Origin of the sequence: Thermomonas fusca DSM 15424, from assembly GCF_000423885.1 — a bacterium.
Taxonomy (GTDB): domain Bacteria; phylum Pseudomonadota; class Gammaproteobacteria; order Xanthomonadales; family Xanthomonadaceae; genus Thermomonas; species Thermomonas fusca.
In genome coordinates this window covers 24,533-37,892 of the sequence record NZ_AUIV01000001.1, presented here as the reverse complement: position 1 = coordinate 37,892, position 13,360 = coordinate 24,533, and the positions used below count along the sequence as shown (strand labels likewise).

The window sequence follows — 13,360 nt, the reverse complement described above, 5'->3', positions numbered from 1 at the left end:
GACGGCCGTCTAGAGCATTCACACCATGCCGCGGCGGCGCAGGCTGTGTTCGATGTCGTCCAGCGCGTGGGTGAGCTGGGCGGTGGCGTCGGTGACGCGCGGCGCCGGCGGCAGATGCGCCAGGATCGAACGCGGGCGGTCCGCGATCACCTCCTCGCGCAGGGTGATGCCGTGGCGGGCCAGCACCGGTTCCAGCTGCGCGCGGCGTTCGCGCAGGTCGGTCAGGGTGTTGCGGTAAGCCAGCTGCGAGATCCGCCGCCGCGCCGAGAAGCTGAAGATGTTGGTGTAGAACAGCTCGCGGTCGGCGGCATTGGGTTCGAACACCACCTGGTCGATCCCCGGGTACTGCTGCGGGTAGCGCGCCAGTCCCACCTGCATGCGCGACTGCAGCATGGTGCGCAGGGTCTGCGACAGCACGCCGGGCAGGCCGGCCTGGATGATGCGGCGGTCGCTGAAGCGGTGCGCCTGCGCGTCCTCGCTGGCGTCCTTGCCGGGATTGAACGGCACCAGCGGATTGATGCCCAGCATCAGGTCGACGTCGCGGTCCAGCACCACCGAGGCATGCATGGTGCGGCGCAGGGCGCCGTCGACGAAATGGCGGGTGCGGCCGGCGCGGTCGGCCATTTCCACCGGCGGATACAGCCCCGGCAGCGCCGCGCTGGCCTGCACCGCACGCGAGATCGGCACCTCGTCCCAACCGACATCGCCGAAGCGCACCGCCTCGCCGCTGTCCAGGTCGACGCCAATCACGTAGAGCGCGCGGTCGAGCTTGCGGAAGTCGTTGCTGCGGCCGTGGCGCGAGAACACGTCGCGCAGGAAGCGCTCGACCTCGGCGTTGTCGAACAGCCCGGTGGGCACCAGGCTGCCGACCCGGTTGAGCAGGTCCGACCAGCGCGAATCGGTGCGGCCCGACCACACGTCGCGCAGCAGCCGCGCGGCCAGTTGCGGGGTGGCTGCGGCGCGCTTGAGGTATTCGCCCAGCGCCGGGCGCAGGAAGGTCTCCGGGCGGAACTGCACGTCCTCGCTGTCGCCGCTGATGAAGATCCGGCACAGCTCGGCGGTGTCCATCCGGTTGGCCAGCCCGGCAGCGAAGAACGCGCCCGAGCTGACCCCGACGTAGCAGTCCAGCCGGGTCAGGTCGAGGCCGTCGCAGGCTTCGTCCAGCGCGCGCAGTGCGCCCAGTTCGTACATCGCGCCGACCGGCCCGCCGCCCGCGATCGCCAGCCCGATCCGCGGCGGATCATGGGTCGGGCGGGGGGCGTTGGCGGCGTGCAGGGACAGCATGCGGGCGGCTCTTGCGGGTTTCCCCGAGTGTAGCGGAGCGTCCTTGAGTATTGCGTCGGGAACCGGCGCGCGCCGACACTGCGCCCATGCAACCACGCACCGACCTGCATTCCCGGCTGGCACGCCGGCTGGCGCTGCACCAGCGCCTGTTCGACCGGGCGCTGGAGCCGCGCAACGATCTGGCCTGGTTGAAGCCGCTGCAGGCATGGCAGGCGCAGCGGCTGGAACGTAGTTTCGATGTCTTCCTGCGCGACCCGGCGCGGCGTCCGGCGGCGCGGTTCTTCCTGACCGACGTCTATGGCGACCATGACTTCAGCCGCCGTGACGCCGACATCGCGCGGGTGATCCCGATGATGCAGCGGCTGCTCCCGGCGGCGCTGCTGGAAACGGTGGCCGACGGCGTCGTCCTGGCGGCGCTCAGCCATGCGCTGGACCTGCGCATGGCCGAGGCGCTGCAGGCGCTGTCACCGCGCCAACGGGCGCTGGACGTAGTGCTGTATGTGCGCGCCTACCGGTGGGTGGGATTGCCGCGGCTGCGCCGGCGGCAGATCGAACTGATCGATGAAGTAGGGCAGGGCCTGGCCGAGGCCCTGCGGCTGCCCGGCGTGCATTCGCTGCTGCGGCTGTCGCGGCTGCCGGCGCGGGCAGCGGGGCTGGGCGCGCTGCAGTCCTTCCTCGAGCGCGGCTGCGCGGCGTTTGCCGGGCTGGGCGATGTCGGCGATTTCCTCGGCGATATCCGGCGCAGCGAGACGATGGCGATGCAGCGGCTGTTCGCCGGCGATCGCGATCCGTTCGGCGGCGGCTGACGCAGGCGCCAGCAGCGCCCCTTCATCTGCGGACCGGCTGTGGCCGGATCAGCGTGCGCCGAAGACCAGCAGCGCGGTCAGTGCGGCGGCCAGCAGCAGCGCGGCCAGCAGCAGCCACGGTACGCCCTGCGTCCAGCGCCGGCGCGGCGGTACGGGCGGGGCATCGGCCTCGGTGGGCGGCGCCGTGCGCGGCTGCTCGGCGGCTGGCGGCGGCGGGCCTTCCAGTACGAACCGGTGCTGTACGCCGAACGCGATCTGGTCGCCGCTGTGCAGGACTGCCTGGCGCAGCGGGCGACCGTTGACCAGCACGTCGGCGGCGGCATTGCGCAGCAGCGCCTGGCCGTTGCCGGCTTCCAGCAGCGCGTGCTCGGCAGCGATGCCGGCGCCTTCGATGCGCAGGTCGGCAGCCGCGGCGCTACCGACATGGCACGGGCGATCCAGGCTGATGCAGCGGCCGTGGTAGGGGCCGCCGACACCGCGCAGCACCATCCGCAGGTTGCCGGCCGGGTCGCGCACCGCTGACGTGGAGGGCGACGGGGTGCGGTCGTCGTTGGCGGCGTACAGCAGCAGTTCGCTGCCGTCGGCATGGATGCTGTCGCCGGCGCGCAACATTGCCACCTGCTGTACCGGGCGGCCGTTGACATGGACGCCGCGCATGCCCTCCGTCACGGTCATCCAGATGCCGCGGCGGTCGTTGCAGAGCTGCAGCAGCGCTGGCCCGCCGGCCGCCACCGGGCCGAGCCCGACGGCAGTGCGGCCAAGCGCATGCACGCCTGGCTCCAGGGGCAGGTCGGGCTGGCGGCCATCGCAGAAGCGCAGGTGCAGGTCGTTCATCGCCGCGGAATCTAGCACGCGCTGGCGCCGCCCCGGCTGTTCTCGCGCCGCTGCACGCGGCAGAATGCGGCAACACCCGCCACTGCCATTGCCATGTCCCGCATCGATATCCGCCACGCCCATGCCCTGCCCAAGCCGCAAGCCCGCAAGGCGGTGGAAGAGGTTGCACGCAAGCTGCAGGAACGGTTCCAGGTCGACTGCGGCTGGGACGGCGACATGCTGAACTTCTCGCGCTCCGGCATCGACGGCCACATCGCGCTGGAGGAAGGCGGGCTGCACGTGTTCGCCAAGCTCGGCTTCCTGGCGGCGATGTTCAAGGACCCGATCGAGGCGGAGATCAAGCGGGTGCTGCAGGAACGGTTCTGAGCGCCGGCGGCGCCCGCGCGGCGTCGCCGGTCAGGGTTGCAGCAGGTGCGCGATGACCTCGCGCAGTCCGTCTTCCAGCAGCGTGCGGTCGAGATCCGGTTCGCGGGTTTCGCGCAGGCGCATGCCTTCGAACAGTAGCTGCAGCACCAGCACCCGCTTGGGGATGTCCTGCGCTGCGATGCCGGGACCGCCGGCCTGCTTGTCGCGCCCCAGCCATTCCTGCAGCGACTGCCGCAGCTGGCGGTCGAAGTGCTGCACCGCCGCGGCGATCTGCGGATCGCGGGTCGCCTCGGCGGATACTTCCAGCAGCAGCGGTGCACTGAGGTGGCGGCCGTCGGCATGGCGCTGGCTGCCGTAGGTGTCGGCCAGCTCCTTCGCTAGATCGACCTTGCGGTTAAGGCGGATGTCCTCGCGCACCAGGTCCAGCTGGCGCTGAACGATGGCCTGGATGATCGCGCCCTTGTTCTCGAAGTAGCGATAGATCAGACCCGGGCTCATGCCGGCGGTTTCGGCGATCTTCGCCATGCCGGCGGCGTGGAAGCCGTGCTCGATGAAGCACTGCTGCGCGGCCTGCAGGATGCGTTCGCGCTGCGCCTGGGTACGCGCTTCGGCCTTGCTGCTGCGGGGGCGCGGGGTGTTCATGGGCGGGCTTGGCTGCGACGTGGAAGCAGCGCACGGTACAGCAATCGCCCGCGCCCCCGCGTGCGGGTGTGGCGGAGCGGTGCGGCCACCGGACGCGGCGATGCGGTCACGGCGGGCTGCCGTCGCCCGGCTCGGTTTCCGGGTCGCTGCGGTGGCGGGCGTCGAACAGCTTCTCGATCACCAGATAGAACAGCGGGATGAAGAACACGCCCAGCGCGGTGCCGACGATCATGCCGCCCAGCACGCTGGTGCCGATGACCTGCTGCGCGCCGGAGCCGGCACCGCTGGCGATGGCCAGCGGCAGCACGCCCAGGCCGAATGCCAGTGAGGTCATGATGATCGGACGCAGGCGGTCGTGGACGGCGTGCATGATCGCCGGGATCAGGTGCATGCCGTGCTTTTCCAGGTTCTGCTTTGCGAACTCGATGATCAGCACCGCGTTCTTGCTGGTCAGGCCGATGGTGGTCAACATGCCGACCTGGTAGTACACGTCGCGCTCGAACCCGCGCAGGTTGGAGAACAGCGCTGCGCCGAGGATGCCCAGCGGCGCCACCATCAGCACCGCGGTCGGCACGCTCCAGCTTTCGTACAGCGCGGCCAGCACCAGGAACACGATCAGGAACGACAGTGCGTACAGCATCGCGGTCTGCGAGCCGGCCTGCCGTTCCTGATAGGACATCGCGGTCCATTCCAGCGCGATGCCTGCCGGCAGCCTGGCCACCAGCGCCTCCATCTCGTCCATCGCCTCGCCGGAGCTGGCGCCGGCGGCGGCCTGGCCCTGGATCTCCATCGACGGCACGCCGTTGTAGCGCTCCAGCCGCGGCGAGCCGTATTCCCAGCGGGTGGTGGCGAAGGAGGAGAACGGCACCATCTCGCCGGTCCGGTTGCGTACCGACCACTTCAGGAAGTCCTCCGGCACCATGCGGAAGGACGATTCGGCCTGCAGGTAGACGCGCTTGACCCGACCGCGGTCGATGAAGTCGTCCACGTAGGCGCCGCCCCAGCCCACCGCCAGCGTCTGGTTGATCGCCGCCACCGGCACGCCCAGTGCCTCGGCCTTGGCCGGGTCCACGTCCACCCGCAGCTGCGGCGTGTCTTCCATGCCGTTGGGGCGCACGTTGGCCAGCAGCTTGCTCTGCGCGGCCATGCCGAGCAGCTGGTTGCGCGCGTCCAGCAGGGCCTTGTGGCCCAGCCCGGCGTTGTCCTTGAGCATCAGGGTGAAGCCGGCGGAGGTGCCCAGCTCGGGCATCGGCGGCGGCGAGAACGCGAAGATCATCGCGTCCTTGATCTGCATCAGCGCTCCCATCGCGCGGCCGGCGATGGCGCTGGCCTGCGACTCCGGCGTGGTGCGTTCGCTCCAGTCCTTGAGCTTGATGAAGGCCATGCCGGTGTTCTGGCCGGCGCCGGCAAAGCTGAAGCCCTGCACCATCAGCACCGACTCGACGTTGTCCTTTTCCTGGTCGAGGAAGTGGTTCTCCATCTTGTACATCGCCTGCAGGGTGCGCTCCTGGCTGGAGCCCACCGGCGCCTGCACCATCGCCATCAGCACGCCCTGGTCCTCGTCGGGCAGGAACGAGCTGGGCAGGCGCAGGAACATCAGGCCCATCGCCACCAGCAGCGCGGCGAATACCGCCATGAAGCGGCCGGGGCGATGCAGGATGCCCTTCACGCCGCGCTGGTAGCGCGCGCTGCCGCGGTCGAAGCGGGTGTTGAACCAGTCGAAGAAGCGGCCCAGCGGCCCGCCGGCGTGGACGTGGTGCTCGCCCGTCTTCATCGGCTTGAGCAGGGTGGCGCACAGCGCCGGGGTCAGCACGATGGCCACGATCACCGAGAAGCCCATCGCGGTCACGATGGTGGCGGTGAACTGGCGGTAGATGATGCCGGTGGAGCCGGACATGAAGGCCATCGGCACGAACACCGCCGCCAGCACCACGCCGATGCCCACCAGCGCGCCGGTGATCTGGTCCATCGACTTGCGTGCGGCTTCCTTCGGCGGCAGGCCTTCCTCGGCCATCACCCGCTCGACGTTCTCCACCACCACGATGGCGTCGTCCACCAGCAGGCCGATCGCCAGCACCATCGCGAACATGGTCAGCATGTTGATCGAGAACCCCAGCGCGTACAGCGTGGCGATGGTCGCCAGCAGCACCACCGGCACCGCGATGGTGGGGATCAGGGTAGCGCGGAAGTTCTGCAGGAACAGGTACATCACCAGGAACACCAGCACGATCGCTTCGACCAGCGTCTGCACCACGCTCTTGATCGATACCCGCACGAACGGGGTGGTGTCGAACGGCACCACCGTCTTCAGCCCGGCGGGAAAGTAGGGCTCCAGTTCCTTCAGCCGCGCGTTGACCGCGTCGGAGGTGTCCAGCGCGTTGGCGCCGGTGGCCAGCGAGATGGCCACGCCCACGGTGGGCTGGCGGTTGTAGCGGGCCACGAACTCGTAGGTTTCCGGGCCGATCTCGACCCTGGCCACGTCGCCCAGGGTCAGGGTGGAGCCGTCCGGGTTGGCGCGCACGATCACGTCGCGGAACTGTTCCGGGGTCTGCAGCCGGTCCTGGGCGTTGATGGTGGCGTTGAGCTGCTGGCCTTCCACCGCCGGCGCGCCGCCCAGCTGGCCCAGCGCGACCTGCGCGTTCTGCGCCTGCAGGGCGGACAGGATGTCGGCGACGGTCAGCTTGTAGCCATCCAGCTTGCCCGGGTCCAGCCAGATCCGCATGGCGTACTTGGAGCCGAACACCTGCAGGTTGCCCACGCCGGGCACGCGGCTGAGCGGGTCCACCACGTTGGAGACGATGTAGTCGCCGATGTCGTCGCGGCCCAGCTTGCCGTCCTCGGACACGAACCCGACCACCATCAGGAAGCCGGCAGAGCCCTTCGAGGTCACCACGCCCTGTCGCTGCACTTCCTGCGGCAACAGCGGCATCGCGGTCTGCAGCTTGTTCTGCACCTGCACCTGGGCGATGTCGGGGTCGGTGCCGTTCTCGAACGTCAGCCGGATTTCCGCGCGGCCCACGCCGGAGCTGTTGGAGGCCATGTAGATCAGGCCGTCCAGGCCCTTCATCTGCTGCTCGATGACCTGGGTCACCGAGTCCTCCAGCACCTTGGCGGAGGCGCCGGGATAGATCGCGCTGACGCTGATGGTGGGCGGCGCGATCGAGGGATAGCGCTCCACCGGCAGGTTGCGCAGCGAGACGATGCCCGCGAGCATCATCAGGATCGCGATCACCCAGGCGAAGATCGGGCGATCGATGAAGAAACGTGCCATGGCGCGGCCCCCTTACTTGGCCGACGCGGCGGGCGCGCCCTGCTCGACCGCGCGTACCGGCGCGCCGGGCCGGATCTTCTGCAGGCCCTCGACGATCACCCGGTCGCCCGGCTTCAAGCCATCTTCCACCAGCCAGCTGGCGCCGACCGTGCGGCTGACCGTCACCTGCCGCAGCGCGGCCTTGCCCTCGGCATCCACCACCATCGCGCTGGCCTGGCCCTTGGGATCGCGGTTCACGCCCTGCTGCGGTACCAGCAGCGCGTTGCGCCGCACGCCGTTGGCGAGTACGGCGCGCACGTACATGCCGGGCAGCAGCAGTTGGTCGGGATTGGGCACCACCACGCGCACGATGAAGCTGCCGGTGGTCGGATCGACCGTGGTTTCGGCGAAGCTCATCTTTCCGGCGTGGGCGTAGCGGCTGCCGTCCTCCAGCACGATGCCCACCGGCACCTCGGCGGTGCTGGCCAGGTTGCCGGCCGCCGTTTCGCGCCGCAGCTGCAGCAACTCGGCGCTGGACTGGCTGAGGTCGATGTACATCGGATCCAGCTGCTGGATGGTGGCCAGCGCGGCGGGCTGGCCGGCGTTCACCAGTGCGCCGGCAGTCACCGCCGAGCGGCCGATCTTGCCGCTGATGGGCGCGCTGACGCGGGTGAAGCCCAGCGGCACGTTGGCGCCCTGGACCCCGGCCTGGGCGGCGCGCAGTTCGGCCTGCGCCTGCCGCAGCGCAGCCTGCGCATTGTCGTTGTCCTGCTTGCTGATCACCTGCGTCTTCGCCAGTTCGGCCGAGCGCGCCGCCTTCAGGCTGGCGGTGGTCAAGGCCGCCTGCGCCCGCACCACCTGCGCCGCGGCGGCGTTGCGGTCGGCGAGGAAGGCGGTGTTGTCGATCTGGTACAGCGCCTGGCCGGCGCGGACGCTGCCGCCTTCAGTGAACAGCCGCTGGCGGACGATGCCGGTGACCTGCGGGCGCACCTCGGCGATCAGCGACGGGGTGACCCGGCCGGTGAGTTCGCGGCTCAGGGTCACGTCGCTGGATTTCAGCGTCACCACCGTCACTTCCGGCGGTGGCATCTGCGCGGCGGCGGGCGGCGCGTTGCCGCCGCAGGCGGAAACGGCAAGGGCAACGGCGATCAACGTCAGTGGCAACGCGGCGCGCGGACGAAAGCTGGGCATGGGGGGCCTTGGAGGGGAGGGCCGCCTTGCGGCGGCGGGATTTCGGAAAGATGTTAAGAATGAACGATCATTCTCTTTATGTCAAAGGCGACAGGGGAACATGACTTGTTGCAATGGAAATCAACGGTGCGTGCGTGCTGCAGTGCGGCATACTCCGAAGACCCTTCGCAAATTCCGGATCGCCGATGTCACGCGCCTACAACTTCAGCCCCGGCCCCGCGACGCTGCCGGAACCCGTGTTGCGCCAGGCGCAGGCCACGATGCTGGAGTTCGGCGATTGCGGTGCGTCGATCCTGGAAATCAGCCACCGCGGCCCGGACTTCATTGCGGTGGCGCAGCAGGCCGAGGCCGACCTGCGCACCCTGCTGTCCATTCCCGACGACTACGCGGTGGTCTTCGCCGCCGGCGGCGCCACCACCGTGCAGGCGCTGCTGCCGCTGAACTTCGCCACGCCCGGCCAGGCCTGCGACTACGTGGTCAGCGGCCACTGGGGCAAGACCGCGATCCGGCAGGCCGCGCACTGCGTGGACGCGCGCACCGCCGCCAGCAGCGAAGCCGGCGGCTTCCGTGACGTGCCGGCGCGCGCCGACTGGCAGCTGTCGCCAGATGCCGCCTATGTCCACCTCACCGCCAATGAAACCATCCACGGGGTCGAATGGCGGGACGCGCGTTTTTCCGAAGCCATCGAAGCCGGCAACGCGCCGCTGATCGCCGACTTCAGTTCCTCCATCGCCTCAGAGCCGCTGGACGTGGCGAAGTTCGGCGCGATCTATGCCGGCGCGCAGAAGAACCTCGGCCCGGTCGGCATCAGCGTGCTGATCGTGCGCCGTGACCTGCTGCAGCGCAGCGGCCAGCCGCGCGCGCCGATCTTCGACTACGCCGCGCAGGCCAAGGCCGAGTCGATGCTCAACACCCCGCCCAGCTGGAACTGGTACGTGCTGGGGCTGACCGTGAAGTGGATGCTGGACGAAGGCGGCGTGGCCGAGTTCGCCCGCCGCAACGCGCGCAAGGCGGCGCTGCTGTACGCCGCTATCGATGGTTCCGGCGGCTATTACCGCAACGAGGTGGCGCCGGGCGCGCGTTCGCGCATGAACGTGCCGTTCTTCCTGCACGATCCGGCGCTGGACAGGGTCTTCCTCGACGAAGCCAAGCAGGCGGGATTGGTAGCACTGAAGGGCCACCGCGTGCTCGGCGGCATGCGCGCCTCGCTCTACAACGCCATGCCGGAAGCCGGCGTGCAGGCACTGGTCGATTTCATGCGGGAGTTCCAGCAGGCCCATGGCTAAGAAGACTTCGACCACGACGAAAACCACGTCGAGCAAGCTCGCGCAGAAGCGCGTCAGGAAGCCCGCGGAAAAGCACGCGGAAAAGCCTGCGAAGAAGCTGGCGAAGAAGCCTGCGGCTGTCGCCGAAACCAGGCTCGACCTGGCGCAGGTACGCGCGCAGATCGACGGCATCGACCTGCAGATCCAGCAGCTGATCGCCGAGCGTGCCAACTGGGCGCAGCAGGTCGGCAGGGCCAAGGGCAAGCTGGCCGCAGCGGTGGATTACTACCGCCCCGAGCGCGAGGCGCAGGTGCTGCGGCGGGTGGTGGACCGCAACGACGGCCCTCTGGCCGATGATGTGCTGGTGCGGTTGTTCCGCGAGGTGATGTCGGCCTGCCTGGCCCAGCAGGAACCGCTGAAGATCGGCTATCTGGGCCCCGAGGGCACCTTCAGCCAGCAGGCGGTCTACAAGCATTTCGGCCACTCCGCGCATGGGCTGCCGCTGGGCAGCATCGAGGAGGTGTTCCAGGAAGTCGCCAGCGGCAGCGCCGACTTCGGCGTGGTGCCGGTGGAAAACTCCGGACAGGGCACCATCCAGGTCACGCTGGACCTGTTTTTGACTTCGCCGCTGCGCATCTGCGGCGAGGTGGAGCTGCGCGTGCACCAGTACCTGCTGTCGCGCAGCGGGCGGCTGGAGGACGTGGAACGCATCTTCGGCCATCCGCAGGCGCTGGCGCAGGCCGGCGGCTGGCTGCGCACCCACCTGCCGGGGGTGGAGAGGATCCCGACCTCCAGCAATGCCGAGGGCGCGCGGCGCGCGCGCAATGCCGACGATTCGGCGGCCATCGCCGGCGAGTCCGCGGCGGTGGTGTACGGCCTGCGCAAGATCGCCGGCCCGATCGAGGACCGCAGCGACAACACCACCCGCTTCCTGGTGATCGGCCGGCAGCCGTTCCCGCCGTCGGGCAACGACCGCACCTCCCTGCTGGTATTCATCCGCGACCGTCCCGGCGCGCTGTACGGCGTGCTGGAGCCGCTGGCGCGCCGCGGCATCAGCATGAACCGGATCGAATCGCGCCCCGAACACGGGCACAAGTGGCAGTACGCGTTCTTCATCGATGTGGCCGGCCACTGCGAGGAGTCGCCGCTGAAGGACGCGCTGGCAGAAATCAACGCGGCCGGCGATGAAGTGCGCGTGCTGGGTTCCTATCCGGTGGCGATTCTCTAGGTTCTGCTCCCTCCCTTTCGCCGCAGGCGAAGGGGAGGGTTGGGGAGGGGTGCTCTTTGATCGATTTTTCTTCGCTCGCCAACGCCGGCATCCGCGGACTGCGCGCCTACGATCCGGGCCATGACCTGGTGGCGCTGCGCCGCGCCGCGCCGCAGCCGCTGCTGGAGCTGGGCTCCAACGAGAATCCGCACGGCGCCAGCCCGCGGGCGATACAGGCTGCGATCGCTGCGCTGGACAGCGCGCATGTATATCCCGATCCGCTCGGCGGCGACCTGAAACGCGCGCTGGCCGACGGCCTTGGCGTGGAAATCGCCGGCATCGTGCTGGGCAACGGCTCGCACGAATTGTTGATGCAATTCGCGCAGGTGTTCGCCGGGCCGGGCGATGAGGTGGTGGCATCGCAATATGGTTTCGCCGTCTATGCGCTGGCCGCGCAGGCCGCCGGCGCGACGCTGCGGCTGGCGCCCGCCTTGCCGCGCGACCACGCGATGCCGCGCGGCCACGACCTCGATGCGTTGCGCGCGGCGATCACGCCGCGCACCCGGCTGGTATATCTCGCCAATCCCAACAATCCCACCGGCACCTGGTATTCCGGCGCGGCGTTCGAAGCCTTCATCAAGGCCGTGCCGGCGGAGGTGCTGGTGGTGGTCGACGAGGCCTACGCGGAATTCGTCTATGCGCCGGATTACGCCAGCGCGCTGCCGCTGCTGGCGAAGCATCCGAACCTGATCGTCACCCGCACCTTCAGCAAGGCGCATGCGCTGGCGGGGCTGCGGGTGGGCTACGCGCTGGCGCACCCGGACTGCATCGCGGTGATGGAACGGGTGCGCGAGAGCTTCAACGTCAACGCGCCGGGGCTGGCGGCGGCGCAGGCGGCGCTGGCCGACGCCGCGCATCTTGCCGCCTCGCTGGATGCCAACCGCGAGCAGCGGCAGGCGCTCGCCGACGCGCTGCGCGCGCGCGGGCTGGCGGTGTCGCCGTCGCAGACCAATTTCCTGCTGGTCGAGTTCGGCGATGGCACCGCGCGCATCGAAACGGCGCTGCTGGCGCGCGGGGTGATCCTGCGGCCGATGGGCGGCTACGGGCTGGGCGATTGCCTGCGCATCACCGTTGGCACGGAGAACGACAACGCGCGGCTGCTGGCCGCGCTGGACGAGGTATTGGCGTGAGCGGAACCAAGGATTGGGTGGCGCGCGCGGGCGCGTCGCTGCGCGGCACGCTGGCGATTCCCGGCGACAAGTCGGTTTCGCACCGGGCGGTGATGTTCGCCGCGCTGGCCGACGGCACATCGACGATTGACGGCTTTCTGGAAGGCGAGGACACCCGCGCCACCGCGGCGATCTTCGCGCGGCTGGGCGTGCGCATCGAGACACCGTCGCCGTCGCGGCGGATCGTGCACGGCGTCGGCATCGACGGCCTGCAGGCGCCGGATGGCCCGCTGGACTGCGGCAACGCCGGCACCGGCATGCGCCTGCTGGCCGGCCTGCTGGCGGCGCAGCGGTTCGATTCGGTGCTGGTTGGCGATGCCTCCTTGTCGAAGCGCCCGATGCGGCGCGTGACCGTGCCGCTGGCGAAGCTGGGTGCGCGCATCGATACCGAAGCGGGCGGCACGCCGCCGCTGCGCATCCACGGTGGCCAGCCACTGGTCGGCACCGACCACACGCTGGAAGTGGCCAGCGCGCAGGTGAAGTCGGCGCTGCTGCTGGCCGGGCTGTACGCCGACGGCGACACCGTGGTGCGCGAGCCGCACCCCACCCGCGATTACACCGAGCGGATGCTTTCGGCGTTCGGCGTGGACATCGCCTTTTCGCCCGGTTTCGCCCGCCTGCGCGGCGGCCAGCGCCTGCGCGCCACCGACGTGGCGGTGCCGGCGGATTTCTCCTCGGCGGCGTTCTTCCTGGTAGCGGCCAGCATCGTGCCGGGTTCCGAACTGCGCCTGCGGCAGGTGGGATTGAACCCGCGCCGCACCGGCCTGCTGCAGGTGCTGCGGATGATGGGCGCGGACATTTGCGAGGAAAACGCCGCCCTCCACGGCGGCGAACCGGTGGCCGACCTGGTGGTGCGGCATGCGCCGCTGCGCGGCATCGAGGTGCCGGAGGCGCTGGTGCCGGACATGATCGACGAGTTCCCGGCGCTGTTCATCGCCGCCGCCTGCGCCGAAGGTGCCACCGTGGTGCGCGGCGCGGCCGAACTGCGGGTCAAGGAATCCGACCGCCTCGCGGTGATGGCCACCGGCCTGCGCACGCTGGGCCGGCGCGTGGATGAAACCGCGGATGGCGCCACCCTCCATCCGGGCCCGCTGGGCGGCGGCACGATCGAAAGCCACGATGACCACCGCATCGCCATGGCCTTCGCGGTGGCTGGGCAGATGGCCGCCGGCGAAGTGCGGATCCACGATGTTGCGACCGTGGCGACGTCTTTCCCCGGCTTCGACGCGCTGGCGCGCGAGGCGGGCTTCGGGCTGGAGGATGGCGCAGGCGGGCAGGGCCGGTAA

At 69.8% G+C, this 13,360-nt stretch carries 11 protein-coding genes; 6 read left to right on the top strand and 5 right to left on the bottom strand.

The features are described from left to right. Nucleotides 1-18: 18 nt before the first annotated feature. Nucleotides 19-1,284, bottom strand: coding sequence for a patatin-like phospholipase family protein (locus tag G582_RS0100155; RefSeq protein ID WP_028838093.1), 1,266 nt, complete (start codon nucleotides 1,282-1,284; stop codon nucleotides 19-21). 86 nt (nucleotides 1,285-1,370) lie between these two features. Here G582_RS0100155 and G582_RS0100150 point away from each other — a divergent pair, with 86 nt between their 5' ends. Further along, complete coding sequence (locus tag G582_RS0100150; RefSeq protein ID WP_028838092.1) at nucleotides 1,371-2,090, top strand: DUF8198 family protein; 720 nt, start codon at nucleotides 1,371-1,373, stop codon at nucleotides 2,088-2,090. Nucleotides 2,091-2,138: 48 nt separating this feature from the next. Here G582_RS0100150 and G582_RS0100145 read toward each other — a convergent pair whose 3' ends face one another. Then, nucleotides 2,139-2,924, bottom strand: coding sequence for an FHA domain-containing protein (locus tag G582_RS0100145; RefSeq protein ID WP_028838091.1), 786 nt, complete (start codon nucleotides 2,922-2,924; stop codon nucleotides 2,139-2,141). Between the two features lie 93 nt (nucleotides 2,925-3,017). On the opposite strand from G582_RS0100145, the gene G582_RS0100140 reads away from it, so the two are divergent. Continuing rightward, on the top strand, nucleotides 3,018-3,290 hold the full coding sequence (locus tag G582_RS0100140; protein ID WP_028838090.1) for a polyhydroxyalkanoic acid system family protein: 273 nt from the start codon (nucleotides 3,018-3,020) through the stop codon (nucleotides 3,288-3,290). A gap of 30 nt (nucleotides 3,291-3,320) precedes the next feature. Here the strand turns inward: G582_RS0100140 and G582_RS0100135 are convergent, their stop codons facing one another. The 3 genes from G582_RS0100135 to G582_RS0100125 all read right to left on the bottom strand — a co-directional run bounded on the left by G582_RS0100135 (nucleotide 3,321) and on the right by G582_RS0100125 (nucleotide 8,373). After that, on the bottom strand, nucleotides 3,321-3,932 hold the full coding sequence (locus G582_RS0100135) for a TetR/AcrR family transcriptional regulator (RefSeq protein ID WP_028838089.1): 612 nt from the start codon (nucleotides 3,930-3,932) through the stop codon (nucleotides 3,321-3,323). 106 nt (nucleotides 3,933-4,038) lie between these two features. Beyond that, nucleotides 4,039-7,203: an efflux RND transporter permease subunit gene (locus tag G582_RS0100130; RefSeq protein WP_028838088.1), complete on the bottom strand. Its 3,165-nt coding sequence runs from the start codon at nucleotides 7,201-7,203 to the stop codon at nucleotides 4,039-4,041. 12 nt (nucleotides 7,204-7,215) lie between these two features. Beyond that, nucleotides 7,216-8,373: an efflux RND transporter periplasmic adaptor subunit gene (locus tag G582_RS0100125; protein WP_028838087.1), complete on the bottom strand. Its 1,158-nt coding sequence runs from the start codon at nucleotides 8,371-8,373 to the stop codon at nucleotides 7,216-7,218. A 185-nt stretch (nucleotides 8,374-8,558) separates the two neighbouring features. On the opposite strand from G582_RS0100125, the gene serC reads away from it, so the two are divergent. From serC to aroA, 4 genes are read left to right on the top strand one after another with little or no spacing between them, the layout of a single operon-like run. Next, a complete protein-coding gene (serC, locus tag G582_RS0100120; RefSeq protein ID WP_028838086.1) occupies nucleotides 8,559-9,659 on the top strand; it encodes a 3-phosphoserine/phosphohydroxythreonine transaminase in 1,101 nt (366 codons plus the stop codon). Continuing rightward, nucleotides 9,652-10,866, top strand: a complete 1,215-nt coding sequence (gene pheA, locus G582_RS0100115) for a prephenate dehydratase (RefSeq protein WP_038052247.1) — start codon at nucleotides 9,652-9,654, stop codon at nucleotides 10,864-10,866. The genes serC and pheA overlap by 8 nt, the downstream gene beginning before the upstream one ends. A 56-nt stretch (nucleotides 10,867-10,922) precedes the next feature. Next, nucleotides 10,923-12,035, top strand: a complete 1,113-nt coding sequence (hisC, locus tag G582_RS0100110; protein ID WP_028838084.1) for a histidinol-phosphate transaminase — start codon at nucleotides 10,923-10,925, stop codon at nucleotides 12,033-12,035. Next, complete coding sequence (gene aroA / locus G582_RS0100105) at nucleotides 12,032-13,360, top strand: 3-phosphoshikimate 1-carboxyvinyltransferase (protein WP_028838083.1); 1,329 nt, start codon at nucleotides 12,032-12,034, stop codon at nucleotides 13,358-13,360. The genes hisC and aroA overlap by 4 nt, the downstream gene beginning before the upstream one ends.